General features: G+C 37.9%; 12 protein-coding genes. 9 read left to right on the top strand and 3 right to left on the bottom strand.

What is annotated here, in order from left to right:
- Positions 1-17 precede the first annotated feature (17 nt).
- The 8 genes from I6J02_RS10180 (at position 18) to I6J02_RS10145 (ending at position 13,138) form a co-directional block, all read left to right on the top strand.
- A complete protein-coding gene (locus tag I6J02_RS10180) occupies positions 18-1,802 on the top strand; it encodes an alpha-L-fucosidase (protein ID WP_201681562.1) in 1,785 nt (594 codons plus the stop codon).
- Between the two features lie 415 nt (positions 1,803-2,217).
- Positions 2,218-5,559, top strand: a complete 3,342-nt coding sequence (locus tag I6J02_RS10175; RefSeq protein ID WP_236582398.1) for a SusC/RagA family TonB-linked outer membrane protein — start codon at positions 2,218-2,220, stop codon at positions 5,557-5,559.
- Between the two features lie 32 nt (positions 5,560-5,591).
- A complete protein-coding gene (locus tag I6J02_RS10170; RefSeq protein ID WP_201681561.1) occupies positions 5,592-7,283 on the top strand; it encodes a SusD/RagB family nutrient-binding outer membrane lipoprotein in 1,692 nt (563 codons plus the stop codon).
- Between the two features lie 148 nt (positions 7,284-7,431).
- Entirely contained in the window at positions 7,432-7,911 is a 480-nt protein-coding gene (locus tag I6J02_RS10165; protein ID WP_236582397.1) for a redoxin domain-containing protein, read from the top strand.
- Positions 7,908-9,221 (top strand): cytochrome c, encoded by a 1,314-nt coding sequence (locus I6J02_RS10160; RefSeq protein WP_201681559.1) that lies wholly within the window; start codon positions 7,908-7,910, stop codon positions 9,219-9,221. Before I6J02_RS10165 ends, I6J02_RS10160 begins: the two co-directional genes overlap by 4 nt.
- A gap of 62 nt (positions 9,222-9,283) precedes the next feature.
- Positions 9,284-11,050 carry an O-antigen ligase family protein gene (locus I6J02_RS10155; protein WP_201681558.1) on the top strand — a complete coding sequence of 589 codons (1,767 nt, stop codon included), beginning with the start codon at positions 9,284-9,286 and terminating at the stop codon, positions 11,048-11,050.
- 41 nt (positions 11,051-11,091) lie between these two features.
- Positions 11,092-11,997 carry a hypothetical protein gene (locus I6J02_RS10150; protein ID WP_201681557.1) on the top strand — a complete coding sequence of 302 codons (906 nt, stop codon included), beginning with the start codon at positions 11,092-11,094 and terminating at the stop codon, positions 11,995-11,997.
- Between the two features lie 211 nt (positions 11,998-12,208).
- Complete coding sequence (locus I6J02_RS10145; protein WP_201681556.1) at positions 12,209-13,138, top strand: hypothetical protein; 930 nt, start codon at positions 12,209-12,211, stop codon at positions 13,136-13,138.
- A 73-nt stretch (positions 13,139-13,211) separates the two neighbouring features.
- Here the strand turns inward: I6J02_RS10145 and I6J02_RS10140 are convergent, their stop codons facing one another.
- Positions 13,212-14,855 carry a protein-disulfide reductase DsbD family protein gene (locus I6J02_RS10140; RefSeq protein WP_201681555.1) on the bottom strand — a complete coding sequence of 548 codons (1,644 nt, stop codon included), beginning with the start codon at positions 14,853-14,855 and terminating at the stop codon, positions 13,212-13,214.
- A 107-nt stretch (positions 14,856-14,962) separates the two neighbouring features.
- A complete protein-coding gene (locus tag I6J02_RS10135) occupies positions 14,963-16,048 on the bottom strand; it encodes a PLP-dependent cysteine synthase family protein (protein ID WP_201681554.1) in 1,086 nt (361 codons plus the stop codon).
- Positions 16,049-16,285: 237 nt separating this feature from the next.
- On the opposite strand from I6J02_RS10135, the gene I6J02_RS10130 reads away from it, so the two are divergent.
- Positions 16,286-16,747: an Lrp/AsnC family transcriptional regulator gene (locus tag I6J02_RS10130; RefSeq protein WP_201681553.1), complete on the top strand. Its 462-nt coding sequence runs from the start codon at positions 16,286-16,288 to the stop codon at positions 16,745-16,747.
- Between the two features lie 136 nt (positions 16,748-16,883).
- Here I6J02_RS10130 and I6J02_RS10125 read toward each other — a convergent pair whose 3' ends face one another.
- Complete coding sequence (locus I6J02_RS10125; protein ID WP_201681552.1) at positions 16,884-19,364, bottom strand: glycosyl hydrolase family 95 catalytic domain-containing protein; 2,481 nt, start codon at positions 19,362-19,364, stop codon at positions 16,884-16,886.
- Between the last annotated feature and the right edge of the window lie 41 nt (positions 19,365-19,405).

The following is a 19,405-nucleotide window of genomic DNA, read 5'->3' as shown; positions in this document are numbered from 1 at the left end:
TCCTAATCCCCGATCTGATGAAAAAACTATTTCTTATCCTTTTCATATTTATAGGCTTATCGTTTAGCTCCTTTGCCCAGCTCAGTCCGGAAAAGCGGACAGAATGGTTCAAGCAGGACCGGTTTGGAATGTTTATTCATTGGGGGCTTTACAGTGCTGCAGAAGGTTTATGGAAGGGAGAAAAACTGCGTTATGTAAATAATTATGCCGAATGGATCCGGTACCGCAACCGAATCTCCAAAGAGGAATATGGTACACTTGCTACCCGGTTTGACTGGGATAAGATCAACCCGGAACAATGGGTATTACTGGCAAAAGAAGCCGGAATGAAGTACATCATTATCACCACCAAACACCACGACGGAGTAGCCATATGGGATACCAAAATAGGTGATTACAGCCTGCCTAAACTTAGTGGAAGCAAGCGCGATGTCATCAAAGAACTGGCAGATGCCTGTCGTAAACATGGCATGAAACTGGGGTTTTATTATTCACACTGGATTGACTGGGAACATCCATATGCCTGGAATCATATGCAGGAATTGACCGGACGTGTTACTGATGCGCAATTCAATCAGTACTGGCAGGAAAAAGCTTTACCTCAGTTAAGAGAGCTACTCACCAATTACGGGGATATCGCGATTATGTGGTTTGACATGTGGATACCGTATCAAAAAACTATTTTCAAAAAAGAGCAGCTGGATCAGGCTATTGCTTTAATACGTGAGCTTCAGCCCGATTGTCTTATCAATTCCCGACTTGGGCTACCTGCTTCTGACCCGAATATTGATTTTGAAACATTGGGAGATAATCAGTTCGGAACAGCCTATACAACTCACCCCTGGGAAACTCCGGGTACTATAGCACATTCCTGGGGATATAATGCACAGGAAAATGAATGGAAATCTACAACGCAGTTGTTCAATTCCCTGATCAGTAATGTCAGTATGAATGGAGATTTCACACTGAATATCGGTCCCCGTGCTGATGGAACAGTTCCTTATGAGAGCATAAGCCGCCTCCGTGATTTAGGAAACTGGCTGACAAAAAACGGAGAAGCATTATATGGCAATACAGGTCTGGAGCTCCGTACAGATCAGCATGACTGGGGCAAACTGACAACCAAAATGGTTAACGGCAAACAAATGGTATATGCTCATGTCTTTAACTGGCCTTTGGATCATATTCTCCGCATCAGTGGCATCAGCTCACCCCCTTCCGGTGTAGAATTGTGGAAAGAAGATGGCAGCAAAGAAAAGTTAGCATTCGATCAGACAGGACCTTTGATCCACGTGAAATTACCTTCTTCTCAAAGTAATCCTTTTGTTTCTGTTGTCGCTTTTGAATTTCCTCAGGCTGTTACATTAGAAAAGGATATTGCTGGTGAGTCGACATTCGGAGGATTTTCATTAAACAGTATCAATACGATCAATAAGGATTTTAAAGTAGTTCGTTATGATGGTCTCAGACCTACTCATCTGATCGTTGATCAACTTAAAGAAATCCGCTGGAAAGTATATATTCCAAAAGCAGGAACGTATTCAGTAGCCGTCTCCGCTCATAACCCGAATAAAGAAAACGTAGAAATTAAAGTGGCTGAAGGCAGCCGTCAACTGGAAGGAAAAATTACCCCAACTGGTAAAATGGTTGCCGAACCAAACGAAAATAACTATGTCGATGAATTTGTAGACAACAATACCGGAACACTTCAATTTTCAAACGCCGGAGCCTATGAAATCCGATTTCAAATCAAAGGAAACAAACCTCTTTGGCTAAACAGAATCTGGCTGGAAGAGAAGTAAAATATCTTATAAAAAAGGCGATGCCCCGAATGTTAACATTCGGGGCATCGCCTTTTTTATATCCTAAATTATCTCAAAATCTCGTTAAGTTAGCGATATACTTTAGCAGTTCGTTTACCCAATAATCCTATATTATAAGATCACGAAACAAGTATATGAAAGCAGCTTTCATATAAAAAGAAGTGCTGGAAGTAATTCTTGTGAGTACTTCTTTTTACAATATCAACACTATTCTATTCACTTACTGAAAAGCATGATAAAATCTTTGTTAAATCTTTATTTATTAACCAAGATTAAATCAAAAAATACATAAACAACACTCATCTTATTATTTTTTTTTAAAAAGATTTGGAAGTTATATATCCATTGTGTTAAATTTATGTAATTATTATTACCTGAAAATAACCTAATTCACATGAAGCAATTCTACACATCATGCTGTATGATAGTCATGGTATCTGTTTTTTCGATATCCAGTCTATTTGCACAACAATCCGTCACAGGGAAAGTGACGAGTACGACCGGGAATGTAGGCGGAGTAACGGTAGCCGTTAAAGGCACCTCCCGCGCAACCCAAACAAAAGAAGATGGTACCTATACCATTCAAGCCCAGAAGGGAGAAACCATACGATTTTCTATTGTAGGTTATATCGCCCAGGAAATCCAAGTGGCCAACAGCAGCACCATCAACGTGACTCTGACTCCTGAAGAAGGGGCTTTGGATGAAGTTGTAGTAACAGGTTTTGCTGAGCGCAAAAGAAGCCAGATCGGTTCAGCTGTTACAACAGTGTCAGGAGAAGACATTCGCAGAACAGGAGCAATTAATCCTATTACAGCATTACAAGGTTTGGTACCGGGACTTCAGGTCCAGCCGGGAGTTGGTGGACCACAATCCACACCTATCTTTCGTATTCGCGGCAGTGCCTCTTTGGATCCTTACAACAACCAACCTTTGATCGTTATTGATAATATTATCATGGATCAGGATATGGTATTACCAAATCGTGGTGGAAATCAAGATTTCGGAAATATCTTAAAAGATCTAAATCCGGATGACATTGAGAATATCACCGTATTAAGAGGTGGTGCAGTTACTGCATTGTATGGTAGCCGGGCGCAAAGTGGTGTTATCTTAATAACAACTAAAACCGGATATGCACAAAGAGGGCTGGGTGTAACAATCACTCAAAACACGCAATGGGATCAAGCATATAAAACGCTGGATTTTCAAAATGAATTTGGCCCGGGTACAACAGGTGGAGACAGAGACTTTGTCCAAACACCAAGCGGTCAACTTCAGGTGCCAGCTACAGCATTCAATTTCGGTCCAAGATTTAATGGACAGACATTATTAGATTATGATGGTCGTGAAATTGTTTTTTCAGCTAAACCTAATAATATGCTGGATGCCTACAGAACAGCTATAAGTAACAATACTACTGTGGGTATTTCCGGTGGTAACGCTCAGGGATCTTTCCGTCTATCCTATTCTAGAAACGGTTCCCAAGGTATTACACCAAACAATGATTTCACTAGAAATAGTGTTAATTTCCGTGGAACTCAGCGTTTATTAGGAAAAGTAATTGTTGATGCAAATGTTTCCTATGTAAAAAGTGAGGCTCGCAATGCGGCTGATGTTGGTGGTGGCAATGCAATGTTATCGGGTAATACATCCGCCGGAAGTGTGTTAGTCAATTTTGTCTCCGGTATTCCTCGTTATTACGATACAAAATATTGGATGGATAACTATAAATCTGCTACAGGAGGTTGGAACAGAGCCGATGAGACAGGTTTTTCTAGTGTACTATACAATTTGTATGAGAATAATCGTGTTACTAATGATGATAACGTTCGTGGTTCCATTGATGTACAAGTTCCTTTTACAGATTATTTGAAATTTCAAGGTTTTGTAAATATAAATTACCTTGGAAGTAACTATGAAAACAGAACCAGAGGTCGTGACTCAGCTTATGCAAATCCGGAATACTCAACCAGCATGAGCAGTAGATTTACTTCACAATTTAGAGGAGCGTTACACTACACCAAAAAAATAAATGATTTTAATGTGATGTTATTGGGAGGTGGAGAATATTATAGTTTCCGATCAAAAGGACAAAACGCTCGTATTGACGGAGCAATCTACCCAGACATCTACCGTCTCAGCAATTCCCGTAATCTTGTAATTGCAGGCGAAGACAAACCAAATGCAAGACATTTAGGATCGCTCTTTTATCAGGCTTCCTTTGACTATCGTGATGATGTAACATTAAATATTTATGGCCGTAATGACTGGAATTCTTCTTTAGTTTACAATGACGGACACGGAACCTATTCCTATTTCTATCCAGGAGCCGATGTTATCTGGAAGTTTAATGAAACATTCAAGGAGAAACTGTCTATATTCAATTATGGTGCACTAAGATTATCGTATGTACAAACTGGTAATGGAACAGGTGCATATACGACAAATACCGGAGCATATTCTACAGGTGGGGCTTACAACGACTACTTAGGAAGATCTGTTCTTAACTATGGTTACCAAAGTAACACATTACCTAATCAAAATTTACGCCCTGAACGCACAACCAAATACGAAGCTGGTCTTGAAGTCAGAATGCTGAACAATAGATTAGGAACAAACATTTCATACTATTCTCAAGATTCAAAAGACCAGATTATCAGTTTCGTCACAGAAACTACATCGGGTGTCAGCGCCGCATTATTAAATGGTGGTAAAGTTCGTAACAAAGGAATTGAGCTCGTCTTATTTGGTATTCCGGTTAAAACAGATAACTTTTCTTGGGATACCCGTTTCAATTATACTCGTAACCGCAATACTATTTTATCTCTTCCTTTCGGATTGGAATACATCGGAGTTGGTGGAGGGGATGGCTATCAAGCTGTTGCTAAAGTAGGAGGAGATTACGGAACTGTTATAGCACCATATGCATATGCAAAATATCAGGCTGTAGATGGAAATGGAAATCCTACAGAAAGTGCGCTTAACGGTAAGCGTGTACTTTCTTCTCCTAACGGAACTTCTACAATATATGAACGCGCAGCTAATTACACTCAAGGAATTGATAAAGCTCCTGTTTTAGGTTCTATTCTTCCTAAATTCTTAGGTAACTGGAGAAATACATTCAACTATAAAACATTCCAATTGGTAGTAGCAGTAGATGCTAAATATGGTGGAATGGTTTATTCTTCAACGAAAGACTTTGGTTCATGGTTGGGAACATTGAAAAGTACACTACCAGGTCGTTCAGAAGAATTCGGAGGTGTAGCATTTACAACAGCAGCAGGTGTTGCAAGAAATGACGGAGTTATTCTTGATGGTATATATAAACAAGGTACTACAGTGAATTTCGGTGGTAAAGTTGTAGACATCTCAGGTATGTCACATCAAGAAGCAGTAGATGCTGGTTATATGCGTCCGGCTAGTGCGGCAGCATATTACAGTAATTCGCACTCTTGGTTTAGTGGTATCCGGGAACGTTCAATGTATGAGTCCTCATGGGTTTCGGTACAACAAGTTAGTTTAAACTATGACCTTCCATCAACATTCGCTAAAAAATTAAAAATGAACGGGTTACGAGTTGGTGTATATGGTAATGATTTATTCTTCATTTACAATAGTGCTCCTGACAATTTTAATCCTTATAGTATTAATGACAGTAGTTCAGGTGCCATGAATGAAGGATCGGCAATGCCTTATGTACGTCGGTTTGGTTTTAGTATCAATGGTAGTTTTTAGTGTGTAGGTAACTAAAATTTAATTTTACAGAAATGAAAAATACAATCAAAATATTAACTCTCTTTTTTGTGATAGCAATCACAGCCTCATGTGGAAGAGATAAATTTTCGGATTTGAATACAGATCCGGATGCTGTACTGAATATTCCACCAGAATATGAACTTCCCACGGGATTGTTATCCATCCATAACAATGGAAGAGAACGTTATTATGATCTTTACTTAGGTATTTACTACTGGTCACAAACATTTTCTATTGGTGCAGGTAATACTGAAGGCTCTTATCAGGCGTCTGGTAATATTGGTGTCCGCTGGAATATGTTTTACAACGGTGTAGGTAACAGATTGTTCGATATCAAAGAAGTTATTAAAAAACTTCCAGCGGATAAACAAGCTTCATATACACACCTTAATGCCATTGTAGATATTCCTCTCGCTTACTTTGCATGGTACACCTCAGATGTATATGGTAGTATAGCTTATTCTGAAGCATTTAGAGCCCGTTATACAACTCCTCCTCTATTAACCCCTAAGTATGATACACAGGAGCAGCTTTATGATATTTTGGATGCACAATTAAAAGCTGCTGTAGAAAAACTGAAGGCTCCTACTTCTGCTCCACAGGCAAATCTGGTCGGCTATGATATCTATTATGATGGAAACGCTACAAAATGGATTAAAGCGGCAAACAGTCTTCGTTTAAAAATAGCTATGCGCTTGATGAAACGTAATCCTGAAAAGCTACGTGCAATCGCAGCAGAAGTGCTGGGCGACCCTGCCGGAGTTATCAGTAATGACAGTGAGTCGTGGAAATTTATTGCCAGAAGTGGATTCACAGGAGCTGAAGATAATCCAACTAACCAACGGACAGTTTCGGGTTCGAAAAATATGGTTGATTTTATGTGGAAAACAAGTGATCCGCGTATAAGAATTTACTACGAACCATCTCACTTTACAAAAGAGCGTTTCGAAGCAGCTCAGGCGCAGGGAAAAATTCCAGCCAGTTTTGTTTGGGATGGACAGTTATATCGCGGACAGTATATCAGTCCTGATGCATCACTTGATCCGGCTAATGCGACATACTTTACAGCAATAACATACAAATTCAATAATCAGGATGTGACAGGAGCAAGATTACCGTCATCTATCCGCTCAAGCTATTTTAATAGTACTCCGAACAATGGAAACATGACATTTCCTATTATCAATTATTCTGATGTATTGTTTATGAGAGCTGAGCTGGCTCAGCGCAATATCTATGGAACACCAGCAGATGTCCAAAGTTTGTATTATCAGGGTATCGATGCTGCATTGGCAGAACATGATAAGGCGGCATCAACCGCAAAAATAACAGGTTATCAGGCATTGACTCCTGCCGAAGTAACAACGTACAAAGCAAGTCCAGGCGTTGTATTCAATCAGGCAAATGCTCTTGAACAAATATGTATTCAGCAATACATCAATTATTTCAAAAATAACAATGAAGCCTGGGCATTGGTGAAACGTACCGGTTACCCTTCTGTCAATGGAAACCTCTTCAAAGCTGAAATCTTTACCAGCTCAGGTTCTGTTTTAGAAATGCCAAGAAGATTCTCTATTGCACGTCCATTCCCGACAAATATGAATGCTGAAAACATCAATAAAGCTATTGATGATATGGCTAGTATTCCTGGATTTGGTACACCAAACGACATTAGAGGTCGTATCTGGTGGGATGTTCAATAGTAAATACGTAAATTAGCTTGATAAAATTGATGAATATAAATATAGCAGGATAAATAAGGTGAGATACATTGTAATAGTAATCTTTCTTCTTTTCGGAAAAAGTTTGACAAGTGCCCAATTAAGTTTGGATTATTCGTCCATAAATTCTGTGAAGACATTACAAGGTAAGGATTATGACTTTTTAAATCTCAGCGATAAACCACATGTCTTTATATTTTATTCAACGGATTGCCCGCTAAGCCAAAAATATACGTTAACAATATCCAATATTTACAATAAATACACCGACAAAATTAATTTTGTCGGTGTATTTCCCGGAAGGGAGCAGCATGTTGAAGAATATAAAAACTTCAAAAAAAAATACAATATCAACTATATGTTGATAAAGGATGAAAAGTTCAGCCTTACCTCGCACCTAAAGGCAACAGTCACTCCGGAGGTGTTTCTCCTTGACAAATCAGGAAAAATCATGTACCACGGAGCTATAGACGACTGGGCAGTCAAACTTGGAAAAACTAAACAACAGCCCACCATCAACTATCTGGAAAATGCTATAGAAAGCTTATTGAACAATAAAAATATTCAATCTGACTATATAAAACCTATTGGATGCTACATCGAACAATGAAACTAAAATTTCCCTACTTTTTAAGCCTTTTCCTCTTAGCTTTACTCTCTGTACAAAATATAAGCGCTCAGACTTATCAGGATGTCAGACAAATTTTAATAACTAAATGTGCTTCCTGCCACAAATCCACCGATAGTGAAGCCCCGTTCTCTCTTGAAACTTATCAGGATGTCAAAAAGAGAACCCGCATGATCAAAGAAGTTATTCAATCTAATTACATGCCTCCATGGATGCCGGATTCACATTATCAGGATTTTGCGAATAACAGACAGTTATCCGGAGAGGAAAAAGATAAAATAATCAAATGGATTGACAAAGGAGCCCCACAAGGAAATAAGAAACAACAAAATACGCTATCAAAAACAACTTCTCCCATTGATAGAAAACCTGACCTGACGCTAAAAATAAGCAAACCTTTTGTTGTCAAAGGTAATAACAAAGAAAGATTTGTCCTTTTTAAAGTTCCATTTGAATTACTGGAAGACAAAAATATTGAAGGAGTAGAATTCTACAGCGATAATAAAAAAGTAGTTCATCACGTCAACTATATGTTCAGCTCAGTTCCAGATATGTCCGTAGATCTGTATCAGGGGGATTCCTATATTGATAATGCAGAAGAAACGGACATGAAAAAGCTTATGCAATATGAGCCCTTTCAAAACAGACCTGTATTTTATACAGGATGGATACCCGGTGCCTCTGTTGAATACTATCCTAAGGATTTTGGATGGACCCTCCCCAAAAGAGGAGTTGTAATTTTTACAGTCCATTATTCTGCTACTGCTGCTGATGAGCAATCAACAATTGGTGTTAATCTGTATTTTAAGAAAACACCTGCTAAAAGACCCGTTCGTATCATAAGTCTGGGTTCCGGAGGAATTGGTGAAAAAGACATTTATCCTCGTTTTGTAATCCCACCTGATCAGGAATCTACCTTTTCATTAAAAATCAGAACACCTGAAGATCAATCCTTATTATATGTATGGCCACACATGCATTATCTGGGGAAAGATTTTAAAGCTTTTGCTGTTACTTTACACAATGACACCATACCACTTATACATATTCCTAAATGGAATTTTGAATGGCAGGAAATGTATAGAATGAAAAAATTGGTTAAAGTACCTGCTGGCTCTACAATTAATATCATTGGTACGTTTGATAACACAGCCAACAATCCACAAAATCCGAATTCACCACCAAAATATGTATACTCTACAGGCAACATGACATCCACCGATGAAATGCTTACATTCCTGCTTATTTATGCTCCTTATCAATCCGGTGATGAAGAAATTTTATTGGAATAAGCTAACCCCAAAAGTTTATTAAATATTTTTATAAATTTTGGTTGATATAATATTAAGTAGATATGAAAATAGAAAAGAATGGAAATCTTTTAGGTCAGATATTTCTATGTATTGTATTAATCTTTGCATTTGCATTTAACCCTCTAATAAGTCATTGGAAGGCTCAATCTTATGTATATTTATTTTTTTTTGCTTCCTTAATATTTTCAGTTCCACTTATTCTTTTACAATTTAAGAAAGCACAAAAACTGAATTCAATAGATATAGCAATACTCGTTTTATTCCTACTTATAAATATAAGTTCAATTACGAATATTAAAGATTATAGAATTAGCATTAATGATTCCACATTATCATTAAGTTTCATTTTACTACTCTATTTTCCTTTAAAATATATGATAAGCAGGGATTACTATTCTGTATCGCAAGTTTTCATTGCTATTTTTGATTTAAATCTCCTTGTTGCCATAGTCCAATGTGCCTATTGCTACTATTACGATTCTGATATTTCATTAGGGATTAAAGGAGGCTTTGGCCATTCAGGCATATATTCAATTTATTTAGCCTCATTTATTCCGATAAGGCTTTATAATACTAAAAAAACAGATAAAAATATCCTATTTAGGGCTCGAACCTACTTTTTACTTTCGCTCATATTGATATTGTTAGTATTAAGTCAATCCCGCACAGGCATTATGTTATATACTTTGTGCTTGATTATAATTTATTATGATTTCATCAAAAGATTTTTTACTCATAATAAATTTAAAAATACACTGCTTTTTCTAACGATTATATTGCTGATAACGATTTGTTCAGCATTAATTTATATAAAATTACCATCTGCAACGGGTAGACTATTTATCTGGAAAAATGGGTTGGACATGTTCATACAAAAACCTATTATGGGATGGGGGTCTGGTGGCTTTGAAAAGCATTATTTAACTCAGCAAGCTATTTACTTTAAAAACCATAATTATTCAAATCTTTATAAAAGCATAGCCGAAGGAGTTACATCCCCTTTTAATGAGTACCTAAGGATACTTATAGAATTTGGTTTGTTAGGCTTTACATTAATAACACTTGCTATTTATGCTCTATACTCTTTTTCAAAAAATAATAAAAAACAGGATTATTCATATTTCCTAACCCTTTTTTTAATATTGTTATCAGCTGTTTTTTATTTTACATTTCAATCTACAGGAATACTATTAGTAATTCTCTTATGTGTAACCTACATATCAACAATAAAAAACAAATTTAAAGTGCACATATCACTGAATTCAAAAACTGCTGGTATAGTTAGAATTTTTATGTTTGCTATATGTTGCTCTTTATTTTATTATAACTTGGAACAGTATACGGCGACTAAACAATGGGAAAAAGCTATAAAGCATGTTGAATCATACCCTGAAATATCTTTAAAAGTTTATAAAGATATTAATATTCAATTAGGTCACAGACCAGCGTTCATTTACAATTATGGGGTCGAGCTTTTTGAAAGTCGTAATTATAAAGATTGCCTTGAAATCTTCAAAAACTTAAAGGACAAAATTATTACTTTAGATGGAATGCTTTATTTAGGCAGATCATATCAAGCTTTAAAGAATTATGAAGAAGCTAAGGTAATTTTTTTAGAAGCTTCGAATATGGTTCCTAATAGATTTTTACCAAAATATCACTTGTATAAACTTTATCTAGAAATGAATAATCATTTACAAGCCGGTATCATTGCCAGAGAAATATTGAGAATGCCAATAAAGGTTCCGTCAACAGAAGTAAATGATATAAAGAAAGAAGCAGAAAGGTTTGTTAATAAAATTAAATAATAATATTTTTAAGAATTAGCAAACCTTAATTTTTAAAAATTATGAAAAGAAAAAACTATCTTTTAAGTTGTACATTTACTTTTGTTGTTTTTGCAATTATTGCTTTCACAGTGGCTTGTCAAAAATCAAATGATCCTTTTGCTGGCTTAAGTGAAAGTGAAGAACTGGTAATAAGTAAAAAGGCTGCAAATTCAACATTTAAAGGATGCCTTGAAACATATGACTTATGGCAGTGGTCTGTATCCTACGCCTGTCCCCAAAATCATGTGGAACTGGAGCTTAATAAATTAGATATTAAAAGAGCAAAACGTATTGACTCTATAATAAAAGCTAACAGTTTTAAGTATCCTACAACTACTCCTGTACAAGTAAATCCCGATACTGGAACTCCAAGTTATCTGATTCCCTTAATGAAGTATGGAACCGCAACAACCAGTATGATTGATGAGGTGGCAGGGACACCGGAAATGGGTGGATCAACAATTACTTTATATGTATTAGAATATGGACCATATGGGGGAGTGATATCATTAGGTATTGAGAGCTCAGGTTATAACAGGGCTGTGGCATTCTATCCTAATACCAACTCTGTTATGAAATACACAAACTATCCAGGGGTATTTACAAATACTGGTGGACTTGCATACACTTATAGTATTTCAAAAACAGCATCTTTTTTAGGACCATTTTTAAATTATCTAACCAACAGACAAACTCCTTGGGTAAATCATTCCTATAGTTATGGCTCATTTGAAGGATACCATCTTTTCAAAGAAGCGGTTAGTAAAATAGGACTTCAACTACCAGTCATCGCTACTGGTGGAGATTTCGCTCATAATTTAGCACAATCAATAAGAACTTGGAATCCTCCAGCAGGTGTTACTGTAAATAAAGAAGGTGGAATTATTCCTATGAGACAAGGAACTGGAGGTGATGGACCTTTATAAAAATTGATAGGGATTAAAATGAAAAAGTATTTATTACTTTAATTTACAATAGTTGCTAATGAAAAGCTGGCTGATAATTTCATAAATATTGTCAGCCAGCTTTTGTTTCAAATCATGTATTAACACATCTTGATATATTCTTTCCGCAAGAAAACAATTTCTCTTTCAAAATGTTCTTTCATAAGAATCAATTTATTAAAACTTAAATATTATGAAAAATCATTTTGTTTTGTATGCAATCTATTATGTATTATCCTTTGTGTTAATCCTTGTAACAGTATCCTGTAAAGAAGACAGTAATATCACTGAAAAAGAAACTCTGCCGCTTAACGCTGCAAAGGCCACTTATCCTCCTGAAGAAATAAACGTATCATGTAGAAATACAGAGCGTAAAATAATGTATGGTTTAGATGATCAGGGCTGTGTCAGTGTTTGGCAAACGTCCTATTGGTATGTAGCAAATTTTAAATGTCCGGGAAACTCCTATTTAATGAACCTTAAAAATAAAGAAACCATTAAATTATATCATGAAAAACTTTTCTGTAAACAGAATAATTCATACCCCGTGGTACAGAGAGGAGTTTACGATCCATATGAATCTGAGCCAGTATTAATTCTTAATGTATTCGGTGTCAATTCCATCTCCAGTTTGGAGAGCGAACTGAGTGTATTTAATCAATATAGTTCTACAAACTTTACAGTATACATCCTGCTGAGTGACGGAGCTAACAGAATGAACGGGGCGTGTTTTTTTGGTTTTGAGAGTAATGGTAAAAGCAGAACAGTTGGTTTTTATCCGGCCAATATACCGATTTATACACATCAGTCTGTTCCTTCCGTATATTTTGACAACAGCGAAATGCTGTATGTCTTAAAAGTGAAGTTTACATTACCGAAACTTATACTGAACAGTGTTATCCACACATTATATAATAACGGAACTCCTCATCAATTTTCAATTGATAATTATAACAGTGCACATTTAACAAAAGACATATTTGAACAATTAGATATCTATTTACCAAATACCATTTCTTCTCCTTACGAACTGGCTACATATATCAGACAATCAGGATTACCTTCAATGATGATTTCACCTGAAATCGACCTAACTCTCGGTACAGCTCCTATAAGAAATTAATAAGATTTGCTTAAATTCTTTAGCAGAAATAATCCGCTCAAGCTGATATAGCTTGAGCGGATTATTTTTTCGACTACTTATTAAACTGATCCAGTCCAGCCTGCAGGAATTTGATATAGTTATCTATGTTATAGTCCGCTCCGGTCGGAGGTATCAATACCTTTCCATTCGGATCGACGATAACATACAAGGGTTGTGAATTACTATTAAATGTGGATGCCTGAAAATCGCTGTTTTTCCCACCAATCGTTTTGATGGATTTACCACTAAATTTAGAAACATATTGTTCTTCTGCAGCCAGTTCTGTTTTATCGTCCACAAAAAGTTCTGCCATTACAAATTCTTCTTTAAGCAACTTTGCAACACGCAGATCCGTCCACACGTTTGCTTCCATTTTCCTGCAATTGACACAGTTCCAACCTGTAAAATCAATTAGTACAGGTTTATTAATCTCTTTTGCTGTTTCTAATGCCTGTGTATAGTCGTAGTAGGGATCAAAACCTTTTGGTGTACCTCTTTCATGAAAGATCTCTGCATATTTCTTGACTTTGCCGTCATGTGCCGCAGCAGAGGTACCGGAAGAAATACCTGTTGTCAGATCAAAATCCTGGGTGGCAGAAGGGGGCAGAAATGCCGAGATCGACTTCAGAGGAGCACCCCATAATCCAGGAACCATATACATCACAAAAGAAAATACGATAACGGCAATCAGCGTTCTGGGAACGGAAAGAAAGCGGAGATCACTGTCATGTGAAAATTTAATCTTTCCGATCAGATATAATCCCATGAGTCCGAAGATCACAATCCACAAGGACAGGAATACTTCTCTGTCAAGCCAGTTCCAGTGATAAGCCAGGTCCACATTTGATAAAAATTTCAGCGCAAAAGCCAGTTCCAAAAATCCCAATACCACCTTGACACTGTTGAGCCAGCCACCTGACTTAGGCATTGATTTTAACAGGGACGGAAACATGGCAAAGAGTGCAAACGGAATAGCCAGAGCAACTGAAAAACCCAACATACCTATAGCCGGGCCAATACGGTCTCCTTTAGACGCTGCGTCTACCAGTAATGTCCCGATGATAGGTCCGGTACAGGAGAAGGAAACTACAGCCAGACTGAATGCCATAAAGAATAGACCTACTAATCCACCTTTATCTGATTTAGCATCAATTTTATTGACAAATGAACTGGGTAATGTTATTTCAAATGCACCCAGGAAAGATGCTGCAAAGACAACCAGCATAAGGAAAAAGAAGAAATTAAATATTCCGTTTGTGGAAAGAGCATTCAGTGCATCCGAACCAAACACGATGGACACTATCATTCCTAATGCTACATAAATGATAATGATAAAAAGTCCATAAAGTAGTGCCTGTGCGATTCCCTTCGCTCTGCTTCCCGACTTTTTGGTAAAGAAACTAACCGTGAGTGGAACCATCGGAAAAATGCAGGGCATCAGGAATGCCGTAAAACCTCCGATCAGTCCGGCGATAAATATACTCCACAATGAGTCTCCAGCCTCTGGAGTCTGAGATAAAGGTAACGTATCTTTGGATTTAGTCGTGTCGGAAGCTGCTACAGAAGTAGTATCAATTGTCGATTCCATTTCCACAAATTCCAGCCCCTCCAGTGATACAGAATCCAGTTCCTGTGCAAGTGAAGCCACAGGTACCAAAAGCATGATCCACATGGTCCATTTAAAAATATTTTTCATTTGTGATGTAATTAAGTTAATAATTTAGGTTGATTATATCAGTTGGTCTATTCATCAGATTCGCTCAGGATGACAATGTCACCCTGAGTTGAATCCTTTAATAAACATTACATATTGTATTCTTTTACCCTGTTACCAAATAGAGGTTTTTCTAAACGGCATACCGGATGAAATCCGGTAAAGCTAAGGTCAGTAGAGAGATATCCTTCTTTAACAGGTTCCTCACGTACCAGATCAGTACTCAGGTATTTCTTGTTATCATCACACAATAGTGTAACTACCGTAGCAGCCTGTCCCATTTCTTCTTTCAGTTTGATTGCGCCGATTACGTTGGCTCCGGAAGAGATACCAACGGCAAGTCCAAGTTCCCGAGCCAACTTCTGAGCCATTATAATTGCATCTCCGTCACAGGCATTAATAACATGGTCTAGATGATTAAGCTTAACAATAGCCGGAATAAATTCATCTGAAATTCCCTGAATGCGGTGTGATCCAACTTTATGGCCTGTAGACAAAGTAGGACTTTCAGCGGGTTCTAAAGGATGTATGCGCACATTGGGATTCTGTACGCGCAGGTAATTCCCTACTCCCATCACCGTACCACCCGTACCAACACCTGCAACAAAAGCATCTGCCACCAGTCCGAGTGATGAGAGTTGCAAAGCAATTTCCTTTCCTGTTGTCAGTTCATGCGCTTCTGCATTAAACTGGTTTTCGAATTGTCTCGGAAGAAATACCCCTCCGCCCGCAGCCAGTTCCTCACTGATACGTATACTACCCAGAAAACCTCCTTCCTCCTTACTCACAAGCTGAATATCCGCACCCATACTCTTTATAATATCAATACGTTCCTTACTTAACCAATTAGGCATAATGATTTTGACCTGATGTCCCAGTGCCTTTCCAATGGCTGAAAATGCAATACCTGTATTCCCACTTGTTGCTTCTACAATCACATCATCCGGACGAATCTGACAATTCATATAGGCCTTATAAAGAATATACAAAGCCATACGATCTTTAATACTACCTGTCAGGTTGTAATTTTCGCACTTTACATAAATCTTGTCCTCTTTTCCTTTATAGGTGTAATGCAATTCCAGCATAGGTGTGTTACCTACCAGGTGCCATAAATGTGTAAATCTACTATCCAGTTCAGGTGAAAGACATTCACTTATTGATTTTAACTTCATTTGCTTTGTATTGTTTAATTTTATTTTACAGACCAACCTTTTTGATTATTAAGGATCGAAAAATCATAATTTATATCAGCATCAGCTGATTTCTAAAACATAAGCAAAATTGAGGTTAAACAATATATTATTCAATAGATAGTATAAAAAACGATAAAATTTAAGGAATATTTAAATAAAATAGTTTTTTATTCAGAAACTATACATATATTGGTGTCAAATCAATAAAAAGAAAAGATGTCAGCTCTTGATGATACCGACCTAAAGCTTCTTCGCATCCTTCAGAAGGACAGCACACTGAGTAATAAGGAATTAGCCTTCCGGCTTCATAAATCCATTCCGGCCATACACGAACGTGTCAAAAAATTAAAAGCACAGGGCTATATAAAGCGAACCGTAGCGATTCTTGACAGACATCGGATCGGGATGGGATTAATTTCTTTTTCACAGGTTTTTCTGAAGGCACATACTGCAGATGTACTCAATGAGTTTGAGCGGGAAGTTGTCAAATTTCCGGAAGTGATGGAGTGTTATCAGATGGCAGGTTCTTATGACTTTATGCTTCGGATAGCGACACGGGACATGGACGCTTATCATCAGTTCTTAAGACATAAACTTTCGGTTCTGCCACATGTCAGCACCGTTCAAACCTACTTTGTGCTTTCAGAAACTAAAAGCGAAACCGCTTATCCGCTTTAGAATAATTGAACCTGATTGTGCTTATGTTGTCTGAATCCGGAACAACATGCTGTAAAATAAAAAAGAAAACCCTGATCCGGGTATGATTTGCCGGATCAGGGTTATTATCGTATAGTAATCTTTATTATCCTTCAGACTATTCAGTTACAAACGTGTATATTCCATTCGCTTTAGTATCAAAATCCAGAAGTGTTGTAGATGGCACCTGTATCCCTTTAAGAGTTGCTTTCTCCGACTTTAAAGGTGATTTGATTTCATTAACAAAATAGTAAGAATTGGTATTTTCACCTTTTGCAGGAATAAGCTTAGCATTCCCGGAGAGATGAGTATCACTATTTAATCTTAGCCGGCAATTACCGCCCAAAGTCGATTTCACCACCAGCTTTTGAATTTTGCTGTCCTTCCATTCCATATCCACTTCAAATCCTCCACGGGCTTTCAATCCGGTTACCTTCCCATTTGCAAGAGCTCGGGGCAAAGCCGGAAGAAGGTAAATATTACCATCGTAAGACTGAAGCAGCATCTCGGCAATACCCGAAGTACAACCAAAATTACCATCAATCTGAAAAGGCGGATGTGCATCCAGCAGATTCGGATATGTACCTCCCGATTGTCCGCTATCTTCCATTGGAGCAGGGCTGAGCTGATCTTTTATCAGCTTATACGCCTGATCACCATCCAGCAGTCTGGCCCACCAGTTGACTTTCCATCCCATAGACCATCCTGTAGATTTATCCCCTCTGTAGATCATGGAGTTTTTGGCGGCTTCCAGCAATTCCGGATTTCGGAAGGGGGATATCTGACCGGAAGGAAACAAACCGTATAGATGAGAAATATGTCTGTGCTTATCTGTAGGTTTATCCAGATCCTGCAACCATTCCTGCAACTGGTTGTGCTGTCCGATCTGCATAGGAGGAAGCCTGTCTAATGCCAATTGTACAGAATCCCTCAAAGCGACGTCTTCCTTCAGAACTGCAGCAGCCTGAATAAAATGATGAAAAACATCAGCCACCAGTTGATTGTCCATTGTAGTCCCTGCGCTTATCCCGACTCCCGGCTGGTAAGAGTTTTCCGGAGACATAGAAGGAGCGACTACCAGCCATTTATGTGTAGGTTCTTCCTGCAAAACATCCAGATAGAATAAGGCTTTCCCTTTCAGTACAGGGTAATACTCCTTTAAAAATGATTTGTCACCTGAATAGAGAAAATGTTGCCAGAGATGCTGACTCATCCACGCGCCGCCCATAGGCCACATACCGTAAAAACCACCGTCTACTACTCCCGTAATACGCCAAAGATCCGTGTTGTGATGAATATTCCATCCTCTGGCATGATAGAGTTTTTTTGCACTTTCCCGGCCTGTCACAGACAGGTCTTTGAGCATCGTAAACAAAGGTTCGTGCAATTCGCCCAGATTTGTCACCTCAGCAGGCCAGTAATTCATTTCTGTATTAATATTAACCGTGTACTTACTATCCCACGGCGGACTGAGCTTGTCATTCCAGATTCCTTGCAGGTTGGCAGGTTGGCCTCCCGGTTGCGAACTACTGATAAGCAGATAACGGCCAAATTGAAAATACAGCGCCACCAACTCGGGATCATCAGTTCCCGCAAATTCCCGGATGCGGATATCTGTCATTTTTTTAGATTGCGGACTTTCACCTAGGTAAAGGCTCACTCTGTTAAAATACTGCTGGTATTTCTGAATATGATCCGCTTTTGCCTTTTCATACTTTCTGGCGGCAGCTTTGTTCAGGATATCCAGTGCCTTTGCAGCTGCATTCCCGCTTATATCGTTGTATTTTTTAAAATTAGTACCTATCGAAATGTACAGGATAACTTCATCGGCATTGGTTATTTCCAGTTGATTATCCTTTTGAATCAATTTTCCCCCTTTGAGTACAGGCCGGACGATACCTTTAAATTGAATCCGACCCGTCTTACCTTCGTGAGAGCCACTAACGCCACTTAATGCCAGTTGGTTGTTTTCAATTTCGGTTTTACTGTTTTGATGCGGACTGCTTAATCCTATGGAAAAGGAAAGACTATTTTTAGCATCAGCACTAAGTTTTACAATAACCACATCATCTTTTAAAGCCGCAAATACTTCTCTGGTAAAGGTAACAGCCCCTACTTTGTAACTTGTCCGGGTAATTGCATCCTGAATATCCAGCTCCCTGCTGTACGAAGTATACTGCTTGTGGTCCGGAAATTTTATCCACAAATCGCCAAATGGCTGATATGGCATGCCGTAGTCAATACCTGAGGGTGCAGGTCTTGGAAAAGTAGCATTGGAAAGTTCCTGTGCTTCTTTGGATTTCCCGGCAAAGAGTAGCTTTCTGATCTCCTGAATCTTATCATAAGCATCTTTAGGTACATTATTCCCGGGTTCACCCGCCCATATTGTTTCTTCATTCAGCTGGATCTGTTCCTGATCAGGCTGTCCGAAAACCATAGCACCCAACCGTCCGTTTCCAATGGGAAGTGCCTCATTCCAGTTTGAGGCAGGTTGATTATACTGTAATCTGTAAGTGTTCTGCGCATGAACAGAAGCAGCAAATCCTATAAAGAGTAACGTTAATAACCGTATATATCTTCTGTAATGGTTCTTTTTCATTTCATTTTTAATGTATAATGATGAACTAATAAAAAGGGAAC

It is taken from the genome of Sphingobacterium spiritivorum (genome assembly GCF_016725325.1).
Taxonomy (GTDB): domain Bacteria; phylum Bacteroidota; class Bacteroidia; order Sphingobacteriales; family Sphingobacteriaceae; genus Sphingobacterium.
The sequence above is the reverse complement of the archived record's forward strand: the minus strand, read 5'-3'. Positions and strand labels throughout refer to the sequence as shown.

Excerpts from the sequence above, each read along its gene's own strand:
- I6J02_RS10180 (WP_201681562.1), top strand. The coding sequence starts at position 18 with ATGAAAAAACTATTTCTTATCCTTTTCATATTTATAGGCTTATCGTTT.
- I6J02_RS10175 (WP_236582398.1), top strand. The coding sequence starts at position 2,218 with ATGAAGCAATTCTACACATCATGCTGTATGATAGTCATGGTATCTGTT.
- I6J02_RS10170 (WP_201681561.1), top strand. The coding sequence starts at position 5,592 with ATGAAAAATACAATCAAAATATTAACTCTCTTTTTTGTGATAGCAATC.
- I6J02_RS10160 (WP_201681559.1), top strand. The coding sequence starts at position 7,908 with ATGAAACTAAAATTTCCCTACTTTTTAAGCCTTTTCCTCTTAGCTTTA.
- I6J02_RS10155 (WP_201681558.1), top strand. The coding sequence starts at position 9,284 with ATGAAAATAGAAAAGAATGGAAATCTTTTAGGTCAGATATTTCTATGT.
- I6J02_RS10150 (WP_201681557.1), top strand. The coding sequence starts at position 11,092 with ATGAAAAGAAAAAACTATCTTTTAAGTTGTACATTTACTTTTGTTGTT.
- I6J02_RS10145 (WP_201681556.1), top strand. The coding sequence starts at position 12,209 with ATGAAAAATCATTTTGTTTTGTATGCAATCTATTATGTATTATCCTTT.
- I6J02_RS10140 (WP_201681555.1), bottom strand. The coding sequence starts at position 14,855 with ATGAAAAATATTTTTAAATGGACCATGTGGATCATGCTTTTGGTACCT.
- I6J02_RS10135 (WP_201681554.1), bottom strand. The coding sequence starts at position 16,048 with ATGAAGTTAAAATCAATAAGTGAATGTCTTTCACCTGAACTGGATAGT.
- I6J02_RS10130 (WP_201681553.1), top strand. The coding sequence starts at position 16,286 with ATGTCAGCTCTTGATGATACCGACCTAAAGCTTCTTCGCATCCTTCAG.
- I6J02_RS10125 (WP_201681552.1), bottom strand. The coding sequence starts at position 19,364 with ATGAAAAAGAACCATTACAGAAGATATATACGGTTATTAACGTTACTC.